Raw genomic sequence first — 14,765 nt, forward strand, 5'->3', positions numbered from 1 at the left:
GGCCCACTTTTAGCAAAGGTGTAGTTGCGATGAAACGTGTAGGTCTGATCGGTTGGCGCGGTATGGTCGGTTCCGTGCTCATGCAGCGGATGCTGGAGGAGCAGGATTTCGACCTTATCGAGCCGGTGTTCTTCACCACCTCCAATGTCGGTGGCCAAGGCCCGAACGTGGGCAAGGATACAGCTCCGCTCAAGGACGCGTATTCGATTGAAGAACTCAAGACCCTCGACGTGATCCTGACTTGCCAGGGCGGCGACTACACCAACGAGGTCTTCCCCAAGCTGCGTGAAGCTGGCTGGCAGGGTTACTGGATCGATGCCGCCTCGTCCCTGCGCATGCAGGATGACGCGGTCATCATCCTCGACCCGGTCAACCGCAAGGTCATCGACCAGCAGCTCGATGCCGGCACCAAGAACTACATTGGCGGCAACTGCACGGTCAGCCTGATGCTGATGGGCCTGGGCGGCCTGTTCGAAGCCGGCCTGGTCGAGTGGATGAGCGCCATGACCTACCAGGCAGCTTCCGGTGCCGGCGCGCAGAACATGCGTGAGCTGATCAAGCAGATGGGCGCCACCCACGCGGCCGTGGCCGATGACCTGGCCAACCCGGCCAGCGCCATTCTGGACATCGACCGCAAGGTTGCCGAGACCATGCGCGGTGAAGCGTTCCCCACCGAGAACTTCGGTGTGCCGCTGGCCGGCAGCCTGATTCCGTGGATCGACAAGGAGCTGCCGAACGGGCAGAGCCGTGAAGAGTGGAAGGCCCAGGCTGAAACCAACAAGATCCTCGGTCGTTTCAAGAGCCCGATCCCGGTCGACGGTATCTGCGTGCGCATCGGCGCCATGCGATGCCACAGCCAGGCGCTGACCATCAAGCTGAACAAGGACGTGCCGCTGGCCGACATCGAAGGCATGATCAGCCAGCACAACCCATGGGTGAAACTGGTGCCGAACCAGCGAGAGATCAGCATGCAAGAGCTGACCCCGACCAAGGTCACCGGTACCTTGAACATTCCGGTGGGTCGCCTGCGCAAGCTGAACATGGGTTCGCAGTACCTGGGTGCGTTCACCGTGGGTGACCAGCTGCTGTGGGGCGCCGCCGAACCGCTGCGCCGCATGCTGCGGATTCTGCTGGAGCGTTGATCGTTCTGGTTTGACCGAAAACCCGCGCTGGCGACAGCGCGGGTTTTTTTATGGTGGGTTACGCCTGGTAGCAAACGAATGGCTGTGTTGGCCTCGTCGGGGCAATGCGAGTAAAGTGCCGCTCCCCGTTTCGCCTGAGGCAGCCCGTAGCATGAACCCTTCTCTCGATATCGCCGTCGTCGGCGCCACCGGCAGCGTCGGTGAAACCCTGGTACAGATTCTCGAAGAACTGGCGTTCCCGGTCGCCACCTTGCACCTGCTGGCCAGCATGGAGTCCGCAGGCAGCAGCGTGATGTTCGCCGGCAAGAAGCTCAAAGTCCGCGAAGTGGACAGCTTCGATTTCGCCCAGGTCAAGCTGGCCTTCTTCGCCGCAGGCGCGGCGGTCAGCCGCAGCTTCGCCAGCAAGGCCCTGCAGGCAGGCTGCACGGTCATCGACCTGTCCGCCGGCCTGGACGATGCCCTTGCCGTGGTGCCTGAAGCCAATGCCGAACGCCTTGCCGGCCTGACGCTGCCTGCACGCATTGCCAGCCCTAGCAGCGCAGCCGTTGCCCTGGCCGTTGCGCTGGCACCGCTCAAAGGCTTGCTGGACATCGAACGGGTTCAGGTGATGGCCGCGCTGGCGGTGTCCGCGCAGGGGCGCGAAGCGGTCAGCGAACTGGCCCGGCAGACCGCCGAGCTGCTCAACGCCCGCCCCCTGGAGCCGCGCTTCTTCGACCGCCAGATGGCGTTCAACCTGCTGGCCCAGGTCGGCGCCGCCGACGAACAGGGCCACACCGCGCTGGAGCGGCGCCTGGTCAGCGAATTGCGCGTGCTGCTCGGGCAGCCTGAACTGAAGATTTCGGTGAGCTGCGTTCAAGTCCCGGTGTTTTTCGGCGATAGCTTCAGTGTGGCCGTGCAGAGCCGTCGCCCGGTCGACCTGGCTGCGGTCAACCAGGCCCTGGAGTCTGCCGACAGCGTCGAGTTGGTGGAGCGCGACGATTATCCGACCCCGGTTGGTGACGCAGTGGGCCAAGACGTGGTCTATGTTGGTCGTGTACGCCATGGTGTCGATGAAGACCAGCAGCTCAACCTCTGGCTGACCACCGACAACCTGCGCAAGGGCGCGGCGCTCAATGCTGTGCAGGTGGCACAATTGTTGATTAAAGACAGGCTGTAAAAGATACTGCGAGCACTTTTGTCCTGCTCTGCATGCAGGTTTCGGGACGATTCATACAAGGGAAGAGGTCATGCTTCGAATTCGCAAACTGGTTCTGGCCATGGCGGCTGCCTCGGCGCTGTCGTCGGGTATGGCCAATGCCCTGGGCCTGGGGGAGCTGACTCTCAAGTCGGCACAGAATCAGCCGCTGGACGCCGAGATCGAATTGCTCGATGTGCGCGACCTCACTGCCGCCGAGGTGGCGCCGAGCCTGGCGCCGCCGGAAGAGTTCAGCAAGGCGGGGGTGGCCTTTCCGACTTACCTCGAAGACCTGACGTTCACACCGGTGATCAACCCCAACGGCAGGAGCGTGCTGCGCGTCACTTCCAGCCAGCCGCTGCCGGGCTCGGTGGTCAAGTTCCTGGTCCAGGTGATGTGGCCGCAGGGGCGACTGCTGCGCGACTACAGCGTCCTGCTCGACCAGGCCAAGGCGCAGGGCAAGCAACCGGCGGCGGCCAATGTGGCGCCGGCGGTGACGGGTGCGAGCAACTACACCACCCAGCGCCGCGACACCTTGTGGCAGATTGCCGCGCGCAACAGCCAGGGCGGTTCGATACAGCAGACCATGATCGCGATCCAGGCGCTGAACCCGGACGCCTTCATTGGCAACAACATCAACCAGTTGAAGGTTGGCCAGGTACTGCGCTTGCCCGATCAGCAACAGGTGCAGAACATCCCTCAGGGTGAAGCGGTTCGCGACGTGGCCGAGCAGTATGCGGCCTGGCGTGAAGGCCGGCGCCTGGGGCCGCGTGCCCGCCAGCTCGACGCCACCCGCCGTGGTGCTGCCGACGCGGCGCCGGAGCGCATTGCCCAAGGTGACAACCTGCGCCTGGTCAGCCCCGGCAACCAGGCTGGCGCAGGGCAGGCCAAGGCGCTCAATGACAAGCTGGCCGTGGCCCAGGAAAGCCTCGACACCAGCCGCCGTGACAACGATGAGCTCAAGAGCCGCATGGCAGACCTGCAGAGCCAGCTGGACAAGCTGCAGCGTCTGATCGAGTTGAAGAACAACCAACTGGCCCGTCTTGAGGCCCAGGGCGCGGCCGGTACGGCGCCGGTCGCCGCCGCGCTGCCAGGCGAGCCAGCACCCACGAAACCGGCGGCAAATGCCCAGCCAGTGGTCAAGCCTGCGCCGGCCGCTGTCGACACCGCGCCGAAAAACGTGCCTGCCGCCAATGCTGCGCCGGCTGCCCAGCCGCGCGGCGCCTTCGACGATGTGCTCGGCAACCCCTTGCTGCTGTGGCTGATTGCAGGGTCTGCGTTCCTCGTGCTGCTGCTTCTGCTGGTGCTCTTGATGCGCAAGCGCAAGGCTCAGGAAGAGGCAGAGAAACACCTGCGCATGGCGCGGGCCTTGGCTGAGGAAGAGCAGGGTGCGGGGCTGGACATGGCCTCCGACAGCTTTGAAGGCCTGGATGTTACGGCACCGAGCGTCACGCTGTCGCCAGCCGTGGTCGCGGCCTCTGCCGCAGCTGCTGCCGCCGCGGAAAAACCTGCGGTCCCGGTCACCGAGCCTGTGCTTGAGCCCGACGCCACTGCCGCGCTGCTGGCCGAGGTCGAGCAGAGCGTTGAAAGCGGCCGTCTGAATCATGCCGCCGAGCTGCTCGAAACCGCCCTCGCCGCAGAGCCCGGCCGTGATGAGCTGCGCTTGAAGCTGATGGAAGTGTATGCCCGCCAGGGTGATCACAGTGCGTTCGTCGAGCAGGAGCGTGTGCTGCCGGCCACCGAACAGAACGTGGCTCAGGTTCAGGAAATCAAAGGCCGCTTCCCAGCCATGCTGGGTGTGGCCGCCGCCGGTCTGGGCGCGGCAGCGCTGGCTGCTGAAATGGATGAGCAGTACGTGCAGGGCCTGCTGCAGGACCCGCCTGAGGCACCGGTGGTTGAAGACGTTGTTTCCGAGGGCATGGCAGAGCAAGCGCTTGAGCCTGAGCCGGAAGACGAGCCAGCGGTACTGGAGCAGCCCGATTCGGTCGCTGAGGCAGCGCTGGATGACATCGTCGAGCCTGAAACCGAGGCCTTTAGCGAGATGCCTTCGCTTGAGGAATCGGACCTGGACAGCGCCTTCGATCTGAGCCTTGACGAAGACCTGCCCGAGGAAGATCCACTGGCAGCGCCGCTGTTGGACGAGCCGGTACTGGACGAGACTGTACTGGATGAATCGGTGCCGGATGAGCCCGTACTGGACGAGGTGCAGGTAGAGCAACAGCCGGCCGTCGTGGACGCCGAGCTGCAAGCCGAAGCCGAAGCCGATGCTGATTTCGAAGCGATGCTGGCGCAGGCCGAGCCGCAGCCGGTTGCGGACCTGGACGACTTCGACCTTGATGTCAGCGAGCCGGTTGCCCCGGCTGTCGCCGATGAAACCCCGGTGGATGTCGCCGCCGAACTGGCCGCCTTCGACAGCGTGCCGGAGTTCGAGCCGATCACCGAGCTCGACCTGCCGTCCGATTTCGACCTGTCGCTGTCGCTGGACGACGATTCGCCGGCCGCCAAAAGCTTTGCTTCGGAGCTGGACGACGTCAACGCAGAGCTGGACAAGCTGTCGCAGAACCTCGAGTCGCCTTCGCTGGAACCGCACTTCACCACTGAGGATGCAGTGGCGCAGCCGGAGCCGGAGCCGCTGGATGACCTGGACTTCGACTTCTTCTCTGGCAGTGACGAAGTAGCCACCAAGCTCGACCTGGCGCGTGCCTACATCGACATGGGCGACCACCAGGGGGCGCGTGACATCCTTGATGAAGTGGTCAAGGATGGCGACGGGACCCAGCGTCAGGAAGCCGAGGAGCTGTTGTCCCGGTTGGTCTGATTCTACTGCTGAAGCGTTGTCGCCGGCGTGTCGGCGACGGCGCCATGACAGGCGTTACCCCCAACGGCAGCCCAACAGGGCTGCCGTTGTCGTTATAATCCCGCCATTGCGTATTCACCACAGGTTTCATGCTCTTGGACATCATCGACACCGCCGCCGAATCCGCGGCCGAAGGCTACTCCCGTATCGCCCTGGGCGTGGAATACAAGGGCTCGCGCTATCGCGGCTGGCAGCGCCAGGCCAGTGGTGTGCCCAGCGTCCAGCAAGCCCTCGAGCAGGCCTTGTCGAAAGTGGCGAACGAGCCTATCTCGGTGATCTGTGCCGGGCGCACCGACGCCGGGGTACACGGCTGCGGGCAGATCGTGCATTTCGATACGCGCGCCATCCGCGACGAACGCGCCTGGACCCTGGGTACCAATTTCAACCTGCCCCACGACATCAGTGTGGTCTGGTCGCGCCCGATGCCGTCAGACTTCCACGCCCGGTTCAAGGCCACGGCGCGGCGTTACCGCTACGTCATCTACAACGACCCGATCCGCCCGGCACACCTGGCCGAGGAGGTGACCTGGAACCACCGCCCGCTGGATGTCGAACGCATGGCCGAAGCCGCCGCGTTCCTGCTGGGCACCCACGACTTCAGCGCCTTCCGCGCCAGCCAGTGCCAGGCCAAGTCGCCGATCAAGCACATCCATCACCTGCGCGTCACCCGCCATGGCCAGATGATCGTGCTGGACGTGCGTGCCACGGCGTTCCTGCACCATATGGTGCGTAACATCGCCGGTGTCTTGATGACCATTGGCGCGGGCGAGCGGCCAGCCACCTGGGCACGTGAGGTGCTGGAGGGGCGCAATCGCCGTGAAGGCGGGGTGACGGCGCATCCGTACGGCCTGTACCTGGTGCAAGTGGAGTACCCCGAAGCCTTCCAATTGCCCAAGCGTTACATCGGCCCACACTTTCTGACCGGCTATGAGGCATTGGCTGACTGACGGACGAAAAGTCATTTGCTAACATCCGGCCTTTCACCGCTATAGCAGGGTTCGCAGTCCATGAGCAACGTTCGCAGCAAGATCTGTGGTATTACCCGCATCGAAGACGCGCTGGCTGCCGCCGAGGCGGGGGCTGATGCCATCGGCTTCGTGTTCTACGCCAAGAGCCCGCGCGCCGTGGACGTGCGCCAGGCGCGTGCGATCATTGCCGAGCTGCCGCCATTCGTGACCACGGTCGGGCTGTTCGTCAACGCCTCGCGCTGCGAGCTGAACGAGATCCTCGAAGTGGTTCCGCTGGACCTGCTACAGTTCCACGGCGACGAAACCCCGCAAGACTGTGAGGGTTACAACCGCCCCTGGATCAAGGCCCTGCGGGTGCGCCCAGGCGATGACCTGGAGGCGGCCTGTCGGCTTTACGCTGGCGCCCGGGGTGTGCTGCTGGACACCTACGTGCCCGGCACACCTGGGGGGACTGGCGAGGCCTTCGACTGGTCGCTGGTGCCGGCCCGCCTGAGCAAGCCGGTCATCCTTGCCGGTGGGCTGTCTGCACAGAATGTCGGCCAGGCCATTGCCCAGGTGCGGCCTTATGCGGTGGATGTCAGCGGCGGGGTGGAACAGGCCAAGGGCATCAAGGATGCGGCGAAGATCGAAGCCTTCATGCGCGCGGTGAAACAGGCGTGACAGTGGATGTGACGGTTGGCGGCGCACCATCGTCCATAGCTATCGCAGCCCCTGCGGGGCGGCCGTCGGTGCGACGGTCGAACAACACATTAACGGTGGAGCGGCGCGAAGGAAGCCCCGGCGGCCGGTCCATCATCGTTTCATAAAAGATATTGAGCTCAAGGGCAGGGCAGGCCGGTCACGCTGGCCCCCGCCCGCCGATACTGGAGAAAGAAAGCATGAGCAACTGGTTAGTCGACAAACTGATCCCTTCGATCATGCGTTCCGAGGTGAAAAAGAGCTCGGTGCCTGAAGGCCTGTGGCACAAGTGCCCGGCTTGCGAGGCCGTGCTGTATCGTCCGGAGCTGGAAAAGACCCTGGATGTCTGCCCCAAGTGCAACCACCACATGCGCATCGGCGCACGTGCGCGTATCGACATCTTCCTCGACGCCGAAGGCCGTGCCGAACTGGGCGCCGAGCTGGAGCCGGTCGACCGCCTGAAGTTCCGCGATGGCAAGAAGTACAAGGACCGCCTCACCGGTGCGCAGAAGCAGACCGGCGAGAAAGACGCCCTGATCTCCATGAGCGGCACCCTGATGGGCATGCCAATCGTGGTCAGTGCGTTCGAATTCTCCTTCATGGGCGGCTCCATGGGTGCCATCGTCGGTGAGCGTTTCGTGCGCGCCGCCAATTACGCCCTGGAAAACCGCTGCCCGATGGTCTGTTTCTCGGCCTCCGGCGGTGCGCGCATGCAAGAAGCGCTGATCTCGCTGATGCAGATGGCCAAGACCTCGGCCGTGCTGGCGCGCCTGCGTGAAGAAGGCATCCCGTTCATTTCGGTGTTGACCGACCCGGTCTACGGCGGCGTTTCCGCCAGCCTGGCGATGCTCGGCGACGTTATTGTCGGCGAGCCAAAGGCACTGATCGGTTTTGCCGGCCCCCGCGTGATCGAGCAGACCGTGCGCGAGAAGCTGCCAGAAGGCTTCCAGCGCAGCGAGTTCCTGTTGGAGCATGGCGCCATCGACCTGATCATCTCCCGTGGCGAGCTGCGCCCGCGTCTGGCCCGCCTGCTGGCGCAGATGACCGGCCAGCAAACCCCGGAGCAGGCACGTGAGGCGGCTGCGGTCGCGTGATGAAACAAAGATCCCTGGGCGAATGGCTCGCCTACCTCGAACAGTTGCATCCATCGGCCATCGACATGGGCCTGGAACGTTCGCAGAACGTGCTTGCCCGCCTTGCGCTGGGCAAGCTGGCGCCGCGCGTGGTAACCGTCACCGGTACCAATGGCAAAGGCTCCACCTGTGCCTTTGTCGCTGCGATGCTGCGTGCCCAGGGGCTCAAGGTTGGCGTGTACAGCTCGCCGCACCTGTTGCGTTACAACGAGCGGGTGCTCATCGATGGCCAGGAGGCCAGTGATGAGCGCCTGTGCGATGCCTTCGCCGCCGTCGAGGCGGCGCGGGGCGAAATTTCCCTGACCTATTTCGAGATGGGCACCCTGGCGGCGTTCTGGTTGTTCTACCAGTCGAAGCTGGATGCCGTGGTGCTCGAAGTGGGCCTCGGTGGCCGTCTGGACACCGTGAACGTGGTCGATGCCGACCTGGCGCTGGTAACCAGTATCGGCGTCGACCATGTCGACTACCTGGGTGATACCCGTGAGTGCGTCGCCTTCGAGAAGGCCGGTATCTTCCGCGCCGGCAAGCCGGCGCTGTGTGGCGACCTCGACCCGCCGCAGCCCTTGCTGGACAAGGCACAGGAGCTGGCAGCGCCGTTGTACCTGCGTGGCCGTGATTTCGACCTGGCAAGCAGCGACGCTGCCTGGCACTGGCGCGGGACCACGGCCGAACGTGGCCGGGTAGAGCTGCGCGATCTGCCATTGCTCGACCTGCCCATGGAAAACGCCACCTTGGCCCTGCAGGCCTATTTGTTGATGGGCCTGCCATGGGATGCCGGGCAAATCCGCCAGGCATTGCTCGACACCCGCATCACCGGGCGCCTCGATCGCCGCCAACTGAACTGGCAGGGCAAGCCGGTGGAGTTGCTGCTGGATGTGGGGCATAACCCGCATGCCGCCGCCTACCTGGCGCGGCGCCTGGCCGCTCGACCGCCCAAGGGGCGCCGCCTGGCGGTGTTCGGCCTGCTCGCTGACAAGGACCTGCAGGGCGTTGTCGAACCCTTGCAGGGGCTGGTCGACGACTGGGCGGTGGCACCACTGGATACACCTCGCAGCCGTCCGGCCGCAGAACTGGCGAATGCCTTGACGAACCTCGGCGCCTCGGTGAAGTCTTATGCCAGCGTCGACGCCGCCCTCGAAGGGCAATGCGCGCAGGCGACGGCGGATGACCAGATCCTGCTGTTCGGTTCGTTTTTCTGTGTCGCCCAGGCCCTGGAGTGGTTGGCGCGGCAGGCCCCGGAGGGTTGAGTAGATGGCAGTGCTGGATAAGGGGATGAAACAGCGCATGGTCGGTGCGTTGGTGCTGGTAGCGCTGGCGGTGATCTTCCTGCCGATGCTGTTCACCCGCGAGGACGAGATGCGCCAGGTACGGGTTGAAGCCCCGCAGGCACCGGCCATGCCGAGCCTGCCCGAGGTGAAGGTGGAGCCGGTCGCCGTGCCGGAGCCTCAGGTCATTCCTGAGGAGCCACAGCAGCCCCCGGTAGTGATCGACGAGGCTACTGCGCCAGCGAGCACGCCAAGCCAGCCGATCACGCCGTCGCCACAGACCCAGGCCCAGGCCGCCAAGCCGTCAGTACCCGCACAGAAGGTGGAAACCAAGCCCGCCGCTGCGCCGGCGCCTGCCGTCGCAGCAGCCAAGCCCGCAGCGCCGTCCAAAATCGACGTCAACGGGTTACCGGTCAGTTGGTCCATCCAGCTGGCCAGCCTGTCCAACCGCGCGGGGGCAGAAAGCCTTCAGCAGACCTTGCGCAGCCAGGGCTACAACGCCTACATCCGCTCTGCAGGCGGTATGAACCGGGTGTATGTCGGGCCGCTGATCGAACGCGCCGAGGCCGAGCGTGTGCGTGATGCAATCAACCGCAAGCACAGCCTCAAAGGCTTCGTGGTGCGTTTCCAGCCTGAACGCGGTTGATGGTGCCAGCGCGGTCCGCTCCCACAGGTATCGCGCAGTTGCTGATCGGCCCGACATTCCGCTTACTCCCAGCCCGCTGCTCTGATAAAATGCGCCGCCTCAAACGTCTGTAGGCGGCACCGTGGCATTTACCTGGGTTGATTGGGCGATCATTGCGATCATCGCCGTCTCCACACTGATCAGTCTCAAGCGCGGCTTCGTCAAGGAAGCCTTGTCCTTGCTCATCTGGATCATTGCCGGTGCGGTTGCCTGGATGTTCGGTGGCTCGCTCTCGGTGTATCTTGAAAGCTATATCCAGACACCGTCGATGCGTACCATCGCCGGTTGCGCCATTCTATTTGTCGCCACCCTGCTGGTGGGGGCCATGATCAACTTCCTCATCGGCGAGCTGATCCGCGTGACCGGGCTGTCCGGCACCGATCGTTTCCTCGGCATGGCCTTCGGCGCCGCGCGGGGGGCTTTGCTGGTGGTGGTGGCCATCGGGCTGCTCAGCCTGGGGCCGGTTCAACAAGACACCTGGTGGCAGGAATCACGCCTGATACCACAATTTCTCTTGGTCGCTGACTGGTCGAAAAACCTGATTCTCGGTTTCACCAGCCAGTGGATGTCCAGTGGGGTGATCAGCACACCGGCTGATCTCCCGTTCAAGGAACAGTTGCTCGGGCCCGCAAAGCCCTGAGCGCTATTCACTCAAGTTTCGTCAAAGTAGGGGTTGCGTCGCATGTGTGGCATCGTCGGTATCGTCGGTAAGTCGAACGTCAATCAGGCGCTGTATGACGCGCTTACGGTCCTCCAGCACCGCGGCCAGGACGCTGCCGGTATCGTGACCAGCCATGACGGCCGGTTATTCCTGCGCAAGGATAATGGCTTGGTGCGCGACGTCTTCCAGCAGCGCCACATGCAGCGCCTGGTGGGCCACATGGGCATCGGCCACGTGCGCTACCCGACCGCGGGCAGCTCGACCTCGGCCGAGGCCCAGCCGTTCTACGTCAACTCGCCGTACGGCATTACCCTGGCGCACAACGGCAACCTGACCAACGTCGAGCAGTTGGCCAAGGAGATCTACGAGTCCGACCTGCGCCACGTCAACACCAACTCCGATTCGGAAGTGCTGCTGAACGTGTTCGCCCACGAGCTGGCCGTGCGCGGCAAGCTGCAGCCAACCGAAGAGGACGTGTTCGCTGCGGTTTCTCACGTGCACAGCCGTTGCGTCGGTGGCTACGCGGTGGTGGCGATGGTCACTGGCTACGGTATCGTCGGTTTCCGTGACCCGAACGGTATTCGCCCGGTGGTGTTCGGTCAGCGCCACACCGACGAAGGCGTGGAATACATGATCGCTTCCGAAAGCGTCGCCCTGGACGTGCTCGGCTTTACCCTGATTCGCGACCTGGCGCCGGGCGAAGCGGTGTACATCACCGAAGAAGGCCAGCTGTACACCAAACAGTGCGCGAAGAGCCCGAAACTGCAGCCGTGCATCTTCGAACACGTCTACCTGGCCCGCCCGGACTCGATCATGGACGGCGTCTCGGTGTACAAGGCGCGCCTGCGCATGGGTGAGAAGCTGGCCGAGAAGATCCAGCGCGAACGCCCAGAGCACGACATCGACGTGGTCATCCCGATCCCGGACACCAGCCGCACTGCGGCCCTGGAGCTGGCCAACCACCTGGGCGTCAAATTCCGCGAAGGCTTCGTCAAGAACCGCTACATCGGCCGTACCTTCATCATGCCCGGCCAAGCCGCACGCAAGAAGTCGGTGCGCCAGAAGCTCAATGCCATCGAGCTGGAATTCCGCGGCAAGAACGTGATGCTGGTGGACGACTCGATCGTGCGCGGCACCACCTGCAAGCAGATCATCCAGATGGCCCGCGAAGCGGGCGCCAAAAACGTCTACTTCTGCTCCGCAGCCCCTGCGGTACGCTACCCCAACGTCTACGGCATCGACATGCCGAGCGCTCACGAACTGATCGCCCACAACCGCACCACCGACCAGGTGGCCGAGTTGATCGGCGCCGACTGGCTGATCTATCAGGACCTGCCTGACCTGATCGAATCGGTCGGTGGCGGCAAGATCAAGATCGAGCACTTCGATTGCGCGGTGTTCAACGGTGAGTACGTCACCGGCGACATCGACGCGGCCTACCTCGAGCGTATCGAGCAGGCCCGTAACGACCTGGCCAAGGTGAAGACCCAGGCGGTCAGCGCGATCATCGACCTCTACAACAACTGATTAGGGAGCGACGGCATGACGGATCAATGGGATGCCGGGCGCCTGGACAGTGACCTCGAGGGTGTCGGTTTCGACACCCTGGCGGTGCGCGCCGGGCAACACCGTACACCGGAGGGCGAGCACAGCGAAGCGATGTTCCTGACCTCCAGCTATGTGTTTCGTACGGCCGCCGATGCGGCGGCACGCTTTGCTGGCGAAACGCCGGGTAACGTCTATTCGCGTTACACCAACCCGTCCGTGCGCGCCTTCGAGGAGCGCCTGGCGGCCATGGAAGGCGCCGAACAGGCCGTGGGCACCTCCACCGGCATGGCGGCAATCCTGGCGGTGGTGATGTCGCTGTGCAGCGCGGGCGACCATGTGCTGGTATCGCAGAGCGTGTTCGGCTCGACCATCAGCCTGTTCGAGAAGTACTTCAAACGCTTTGGTGTGCAGGTGGACTACGTGCCGCTGGTCGACCTTGGCGGTTGGGAAAAGGCCATCAAGGCCAATACCAAGCTGCTGATCGTCGAGTCGCCGTCCAACCCGTTGGCCGAGCTGGTCGATATCGCCGCCCTCAGTGAAATCGCCCACGCCGGTGGTGCCATGCTGGTGGTGGACAACTGCTTCAGCACCCCGGCCCTGCAGCAGCCGCTCAAGCTTGGCGCTGACATCGTGTTCCACTCGGCGACCAAGTTCATCGACGGCCAGGGCCGTTGCATGGGCGGCGTGGTGGCGGGGCGTAGCGAGCAGATGAAAGAAGTGGTGGGCTTCCTGCGTACCGCAGGCCCGACCCTCAGCCCGTTCAACGCCTGGATCTTCACCAAAGGCCTGGAAACCCTTCGTTTGCGCATGCGTGCGCACTGCGAGAGCGCCCAGGTACTGGCCGAATGGCTGGAGCAGCAGGACGGCATCGAGAAGGTGCATTACGCCGGCCTGCCAAGCCACCCACAGCACGCGCTGGCCAAGCGCCAGATGAGCGGCTTTGGCGCCGTGGTGAGCTTTGAGGTGAAGGGGGGCAAAGAGGGCGCCTGGCGCTTTATCGACGCCACGCGGATGATCTCTATCACCACCAACCTGGGCGACAGCAAGACCACCATCGCCCACCCGGCCACCACTTCCCACGGCCGTCTGTCGCCGCAGGAGCGTGAAGCGGCGGGTATCCGCGACAGCCTGATCCGCGTTGCCGTGGGCCTGGAAGATGTCGCTGACCTGCAGGCTGACCTTGCACGTGGGTTGGCGGCACTGTGATTGAAATCAGAGGCGGTGCACCGGGCCATAACGGTCGGGTAGCCCTGGTGACCGGTGCCGCTCGCGGTATCGGCTTGGGGATTGCCGCCTGGTTGATCTGTGAAGGCTGGCAGGTGGTGCTAAGCGACCTGGACCGCCCGCGTGGGGCCAAGGTAGCCAAGGCGTTGGGTGACAACGCCTGGTTCATCACCATGGACGTTGCCGACGAGGCGCAGGTCAGTGCCGGGGTGTCCGAGGTACTGGGGCAGTTCGGGCGGTTGGACGCGCTGGTGTGCAATGCAGCGATCGCCAACCCGCATAACCAGACGCTGGAAAGCCTGAGCCTGGCGCAATGGAACCGGGTGCTGGCGGTCAACCTCAATGGCCCGATGCTGCTGGCCAAGCATTGTGCGCCGTACCTGCGTGCGCACAATGGGGCGATCGTCAACCTGACCTCGACCCGTGCGCGGCAATCCGAGCCTGACACCGAGGCCTACGCGGCGAGCAAGGGCGGCCTGGTGGCTTTGACCCATGCCTTGGCCATGAGCCTGGGCCCGGAGATCCGCGTGAATGCGGTGAGCCCGGGCTGGATCGATGCGCGTGACCCTTCCCAGCGCCGTGCCGAGCCGTTGACCGAAGCCGACCATGCCCAGCACCCGACGGGCAGGGTAGGGACGGTGGAAGACGTTGCGGCGATGGTGGCCTGGCTGCTGTCGCGCCAAGCGGCGTTCGTCACCGGCCAGGAGTTTGTGGTCGATGGCGGCATGACCCGCAAGATGATCTACACCTGAGCTGTAACACTATGAGTTGTAAAGGAAAGGGGCCGAGAAGGCCCCTTTTTTGTTTTTTCGGCGGCGCATATGCCAGTGGTGTAGCGATGGCAGCAGGCTTGCCCTTGAACAAGCCAACAGGAACAACCCAAATGGCACAGGGTGTGGAAACCGCTTTTTTGCCTTTTTTGAAAAAAAATTCAATGGGGGTATTGACTTAGCATCGGTACCTGCGTAAATTTCGCGGCCTCAGCGAAGCAAACGCAACAAGCAACATCGCGGGGGTGATTAGCTCAGCCGGGAGAGCATCTGCCTTACAAGCAGAGGGTCGGCGGTTCGATCCCGTCATCACCCACCACTTCCTGAGCGTTCCTGACGCAAGACGCTTCGAAAGAAGCCGATCGCCAGAGAGGAACAAGGCCTGATAAGCCATTATGCGCAGCGGTAGTTCAGTCGGTTAGAATACCGGCCTGTCACGCCGGGGGTCGCGGGTTCGAGTCCCGTCCGCTGCGCCACTTTTTAGTAACAGATGGGTGCCTTGCACCGGTCTGAGACCGAAAGGCAAATATGCCTGAGGTCGATCCCAGTTTCAATCGGGCGCAAGCCTGAATGATACGCAGCGGTAGTTCAGTCGGTTAGAATACCGGCCTGTCACGCCGGGGGTCGCGGGTTCGAGTCCCGTCCGCTGCGCCATCTTCG

The 14,765-nt window shown here is 63.8% G+C and carries 12 protein-coding genes and 3 tRNA genes; all 15 read left to right on the top strand.

Annotation, left to right across the window (positions count from 1 at the left end):
• Window positions 1–29: 29 nt before the first annotated feature.
• The 15 genes from asd to LJX93_RS07385 all read left to right on the top strand — a co-directional run bounded on the left by asd (window position 30) and on the right by LJX93_RS07385 (window position 14,759).
• Window positions 30–1,142: an aspartate-semialdehyde dehydrogenase gene (asd, locus tag LJX93_RS07315; RefSeq protein ID WP_033700540.1), complete on the top strand. Its 1,113-nt coding sequence runs from the start codon at window positions 30–32 to the stop codon at window positions 1,140–1,142.
• Window positions 1,143–1,293: 151 nt separating this feature from the next.
• Entirely contained in the window at window positions 1,294–2,298 is a 1,005-nt protein-coding gene (locus tag LJX93_RS07320; protein WP_033700539.1) for an aspartate-semialdehyde dehydrogenase, read from the top strand.
• A 70-nt stretch (window positions 2,299–2,368) separates the two neighbouring features.
• Window positions 2,369–5,134 (top strand): FimV/HubP family polar landmark protein, encoded by a 2,766-nt coding sequence (locus LJX93_RS07325; protein WP_227696886.1) that lies wholly within the window; start codon window positions 2,369–2,371, stop codon window positions 5,132–5,134.
• 128 nt (window positions 5,135–5,262) lie between these two features.
• A complete protein-coding gene (gene truA, locus LJX93_RS07330) occupies window positions 5,263–6,120 on the top strand; it encodes a tRNA pseudouridine(38-40) synthase TruA (protein WP_033700536.1) in 858 nt (285 codons plus the stop codon).
• Between the two features lie 60 nt (window positions 6,121–6,180).
• Window positions 6,181–6,801 carry a phosphoribosylanthranilate isomerase gene (locus LJX93_RS07335; RefSeq protein ID WP_227696887.1) on the top strand — a complete coding sequence of 207 codons (621 nt, stop codon included), beginning with the start codon at window positions 6,181–6,183 and terminating at the stop codon, window positions 6,799–6,801.
• A gap of 218 nt (window positions 6,802–7,019) precedes the next feature.
• A complete protein-coding gene (accD, locus tag LJX93_RS07340; protein WP_033700534.1) occupies window positions 7,020–7,913 on the top strand; it encodes an acetyl-CoA carboxylase, carboxyltransferase subunit beta in 894 nt (297 codons plus the stop codon).
• Window positions 7,913–9,199: a bifunctional tetrahydrofolate synthase/dihydrofolate synthase gene (folC, locus tag LJX93_RS07345; protein WP_227696889.1), complete on the top strand. Its 1,287-nt coding sequence runs from the start codon at window positions 7,913–7,915 to the stop codon at window positions 9,197–9,199. The genes accD and folC overlap by 1 nt, the downstream gene beginning before the upstream one ends.
• A 4-nt stretch (window positions 9,200–9,203) precedes the next feature.
• Window positions 9,204–9,863: an SPOR domain-containing protein gene (locus LJX93_RS07350; RefSeq protein WP_033700531.1), complete on the top strand. Its 660-nt coding sequence runs from the start codon at window positions 9,204–9,206 to the stop codon at window positions 9,861–9,863.
• A gap of 121 nt (window positions 9,864–9,984) precedes the next feature.
• Window positions 9,985–10,542 (top strand): CvpA family protein, encoded by a 558-nt coding sequence (locus tag LJX93_RS07355; protein ID WP_033700530.1) that lies wholly within the window; start codon window positions 9,985–9,987, stop codon window positions 10,540–10,542.
• 42 nt (window positions 10,543–10,584) lie between these two features.
• Window positions 10,585–12,090 carry an amidophosphoribosyltransferase gene (gene purF, locus LJX93_RS07360; protein ID WP_033700529.1) on the top strand — a complete coding sequence of 502 codons (1,506 nt, stop codon included), beginning with the start codon at window positions 10,585–10,587 and terminating at the stop codon, window positions 12,088–12,090.
• 15 nt (window positions 12,091–12,105) lie between these two features.
• Window positions 12,106–13,317: an O-succinylhomoserine sulfhydrylase gene (locus tag LJX93_RS07365; protein WP_033700528.1), complete on the top strand. Its 1,212-nt coding sequence runs from the start codon at window positions 12,106–12,108 to the stop codon at window positions 13,315–13,317.
• A complete protein-coding gene (locus LJX93_RS07370) occupies window positions 13,314–14,087 on the top strand; it encodes an SDR family oxidoreductase (RefSeq protein ID WP_033700527.1) in 774 nt (257 codons plus the stop codon). Before LJX93_RS07365 ends, LJX93_RS07370 begins: the two co-directional genes overlap by 4 nt.
• A gap of 261 nt (window positions 14,088–14,348) precedes the next feature.
• Window positions 14,349–14,424, top strand: a tRNA-Val gene (locus LJX93_RS07375).
• An 80-nt stretch (window positions 14,425–14,504) separates the two neighbouring features.
• Window positions 14,505–14,581, top strand: a tRNA-Asp gene (locus LJX93_RS07380).
• Window positions 14,582–14,682: 101 nt separating this feature from the next.
• Window positions 14,683–14,759: transfer RNA gene (locus LJX93_RS07385), tRNA-Asp, on the top strand.
• Window positions 14,760–14,765 lie beyond the last annotated feature (6 nt).

This window comes from Pseudomonas sp. HN2-3, assembly GCF_020691745.1.
In the GTDB taxonomy this organism is placed as follows: Bacteria; Pseudomonadota; Gammaproteobacteria; order Pseudomonadales; family Pseudomonadaceae; genus Aquipseudomonas; species Aquipseudomonas capeferrum.

Bases quoted from the DNA above. Each gene is read 5' to 3' on its own strand.
- LJX93_RS07320 (WP_033700539.1), top strand. From the start codon at position 1,294: ATGAACCCTTCTCTCGATATCGCCGTCGTCGGCGCCACCGGCAGCGTC.
- folC (WP_227696889.1), top strand. From the start codon at position 7,913: ATGAAACAAAGATCCCTGGGCGAATGGCTCGCCTACCTCGAACAGTTG.
- accD (WP_033700534.1), top strand. From the start codon at position 7,020: ATGAGCAACTGGTTAGTCGACAAACTGATCCCTTCGATCATGCGTTCC.
- LJX93_RS07350 (WP_033700531.1), top strand. From the start codon at position 9,204: ATGGCAGTGCTGGATAAGGGGATGAAACAGCGCATGGTCGGTGCGTTG.
- purF (WP_033700529.1), top strand. From the start codon at position 10,585: ATGTGTGGCATCGTCGGTATCGTCGGTAAGTCGAACGTCAATCAGGCG.
- truA (WP_033700536.1), top strand. From the start codon at position 5,263: ATGCTCTTGGACATCATCGACACCGCCGCCGAATCCGCGGCCGAAGGC.
- LJX93_RS07325 (WP_227696886.1), top strand. From the start codon at position 2,369: ATGCTTCGAATTCGCAAACTGGTTCTGGCCATGGCGGCTGCCTCGGCG.
- LJX93_RS07335 (WP_227696887.1), top strand. From the start codon at position 6,181: ATGAGCAACGTTCGCAGCAAGATCTGTGGTATTACCCGCATCGAAGAC.
- asd (WP_033700540.1), top strand. From the start codon at position 30: ATGAAACGTGTAGGTCTGATCGGTTGGCGCGGTATGGTCGGTTCCGTG.
- LJX93_RS07365 (WP_033700528.1), top strand. From the start codon at position 12,106: ATGACGGATCAATGGGATGCCGGGCGCCTGGACAGTGACCTCGAGGGT.